The organism is Mammaliicoccus sp. B-M6 (genome assembly GCF_022386965.1).
GTDB lineage: Bacteria > Bacillota > Bacilli > Staphylococcales > Staphylococcaceae > Mammaliicoccus > Mammaliicoccus sciuri_A.
Map to the genome: position 1 here is coordinate 1 of NZ_JAJNHJ010000065.1, position 3,147 is coordinate 3,147.

The following is a 3,147-nucleotide window of genomic DNA, read 5'->3' on the forward strand; positions in this document are numbered from 1 at the left end:
AATATGCCACTCTTTTCATAGAAAAAACACCTCCGTATAAATTCATTTTAATATGAATTCAACGAAAGTGTTTTTATTTTACTCCCACATCCTGGGGTTAGTGCACTTATGAGCCGCCTTTTTTTATTGTTGTTTACCGCTACTTCGTTCTTTATGAAGTCTGTAACGATATAGACCTAAAACAATTGCTGCTATTATTAAACTTTCTCCTACAGGCAAGAATACCGCTAGAAACGTTAATAATAAACAACCTAAAAACAGTAATATATAGATAATAATGTTTTGCCAAAACTTTAGTTTTCTTGCAAACCCTAAATTATAAACAATCGCACTTAATACAAAAATCGTTAATAATAAAAGCCACATACCAAGCTCTGGGTTCTCATCTACTCTAAATAACTTACCAAAAAATGAAAGCCTTTCTGTTGGATTAACACTTACATTTTTAGCAACTAAGAGCATCTATATCACTCCTCTTCTTGTTCAGCCATTTTTTGTCTCTTCTGAGCTCTTTCTCTTTCTGCTTTATCTAAAATTTTCTTTCTTAAACGAATTGATTCAGGTGTTACTTCAACTAATTCGTCATCATTTAAGTATTCTAACGCTTCTTCAAGTGTTAAAATTCTAGGTTTTTTCATAGTTGTTGTTTGTTCTTTAGTAGCTGAACGGATGTTGTTAGCTGCTTTAACTTTTGTAATGTTAACTGTTAGATCGTTTTCACGAGTATTTTCACCAACAATCATACCTTCATAAACTTCAGTACCTGGTTCCATGAAGTTTACACCTCTATCTTCTAAGTTCAAGATAGCATAAGTACTTGCTACACCTTTATCAATTGATACAAGAACACCATTTCTTCTTCCACCAATACGTCCTTTAATTCTTGGACGGTAAGAATCGAATGTATGGTTAATGATACCATAACCACGAGTCATTGACATGAATTCAGTAGTGTAACCAATTAATCCACGAGCTGGAACGATAAAGATTAATTTAGTTTGTCCATTTTCGTTAGATTGCATATCAACCATTTCACCTTTACGTGATCCTAAAGATTCAATAATTGCACCTGTATATTCATCAGGAACATCAATTTGAACACGTTCATAAGGCTCAGATTTAACGCCATCTATTTCTTTAACAATAACTTGAGGTTTAGAAACTTGTAATTCATAACCTTCACGTCTCATATTTTCAATAAGAATAGATAAATGTAATTCCCCACGTCCTGCTACAACCCATGCATCAGGTGAATCTGTAGGTGTTACACGTAAAGATACATCTGTTTCTAATTGTGTTTCTAATCTTTCTTCAATCTTACGAGCTGTTACGTAAGTACCTTCTTTACCAGCGAATGGAGAATTATTAACTGAGAATGTCATTTCTAATGTCGGCTCATCAATTCTTAAAATTGGTAAAGCTTCAACATGATCTTGAGGTGTAATTGTTTCACCTACGTTAATATCTTCCATACCACTAATAGCGATTAAGTCACCAGCGTATGCTTCATCAATTTCTATACGGTTTAAACCAAAGAAACCAAAGATTTTTGTAACTCTGAAGTTTTTAACGCTACCATCAATCTTAACTAATGATACTTGTTGTCCAACTTTAATTGTACCTCTGAATACACGTCCTACACCAATACGTCCAACATAGTCATTATAATCTAATAATGCAACTTGGAATTGTAATGGCTCATCTCTATTATCAACAGGTGCTGGTACATATTCTAAAATTGTTTCATATAGACATTGCATGTTTTCGTCTTGTTTATCAGACTCTAAACTAGCAGTACCACTTAATGCAGATGCATATACAACTGGGAACTCAAGTTGCTCATCATTAGCATCTAATTCAATAAATAAGTCTAATACTTCATCTACAACTTGTTCTGGTCTTGCAGATGGTTTATCAATTTTATTAACAACTACAACTGGTTTTAAATTTTGTTCTAATGCTTTTTTAAGCACGAAACGTGTTTGAGGCATCGTTCCTTCATAAGCATCTACTACTAATACAACACCATCAACCATTTTCATAATACGCTCAACTTCTCCTCCAAAGTCAGCATGTCCTGGTGTATCTAGTATATTGATACGGTGATCTTTATAGTCAATTGCCGTATTTTTAGCTAATATCGTAATACCGCGTTCTTTTTCAAGGTCGTTTGAATCCATCGCACGTTCTGCTATATGTTCATTTTCACGAAAAATACCAGATTGCTTTAATAATTCATCTACTAAAGTTGTTTTTCCGTGGTCAACGTGGGCAATAATCGCAATGTTACGTACATTTTCTCTTAAATTAGTCATGCAAAAAATTTTCCTCTCCGATTTAAATTAATCGACATTTATTCGACTTAAATTTATAACTTGATAATTATAACATAAATCGTTTGAAAAATAACTATTATTGAACAGATTTACTCAAATTTCCATATTTTTTATTTGGTACCGTTTTAATCAACAGGTTGATTTTTCTTTAAATGTGAAGCATAATAAAATAATGAAAACGGTTAAAGGATGGATATAAATGAAGAAATCTAAAGCAATATTCGTACTACTTGCTTTAATTGTAACATTTCTCCTTTTAGTGTTTAGCTTTGCATTAGCAGAAGGTTCAATGTTGTTTATGTTATTAGCAGTATTGTTAATCGTTGCAACAATGGGCTTTGGTTTTACACTTAAAAAGAAATACCGCGAAAACGGTTGGCTATAAACATCATACGACATCAAATGAAAAGCATATCACTTAACGAAACGTTAAAGTGATATGCTTTTTTGTTGTGTTAAATTTAGTTGTAAGATGTTTAACGGAGATGATGTTGATAGTTAGGCGATAGATTTTGTTAGAATCTTGTTAGGATCTTGATTTCATTATTCTGAATTGTGGTAGTTAGAACGCGCTAACTTCCATTATTCTGAATTCTGGTAGTTAGAGTGCGCTCATTTAGATACATTTTTCAGAATTCTGTCCCTAACAACACCTCTTACGGACATTTCTCGGAATTCTGTCTCTATAAATAAAAGGCTTAAACAATAATTGTTTAAGCCTTTTATTTAGGAGTTGATTCTATGTTAAATAAATCCGAGAATAAACGTGACCAATATGAAATGATTTCTGTTTCAGAGTTAGTACCTAAAA

The 3,147-nt window shown here is 32.5% G+C and carries 3 protein-coding genes; 1 reads left to right on the forward strand and 2 read right to left on the reverse strand.

All coding sequences use genetic code 11. The features are described from left to right. Window positions 1–123 precede the first annotated feature (123 nt). Window positions 124–462, reverse strand: coding sequence for a YlaH-like family protein (locus LQ693_RS13260; RefSeq protein WP_037587446.1), 339 nt, complete (start codon window positions 460–462; stop codon window positions 124–126). 5 nt (window positions 463–467) lie between these two features. Continuing rightward, window positions 468–2,315 (reverse strand): translational GTPase TypA, encoded by a 1,848-nt coding sequence (gene typA / locus LQ693_RS13265; protein ID WP_025904663.1) that lies wholly within the window; start codon window positions 2,313–2,315, stop codon window positions 468–470. A gap of 220 nt (window positions 2,316–2,535) precedes the next feature. On the opposite strand from typA, the gene LQ693_RS13270 reads away from it, so the two are divergent. After that, the gene (locus LQ693_RS13270) at window positions 2,536–2,721 is read left to right on the forward strand and encodes a DUF5325 family protein (protein WP_037587440.1); all 186 of its coding nucleotides are present in this window, start codon (window positions 2,536–2,538) and stop codon (window positions 2,719–2,721) included. The last annotated feature ends 426 nt before the right edge of the window (window positions 2,722–3,147 follow it).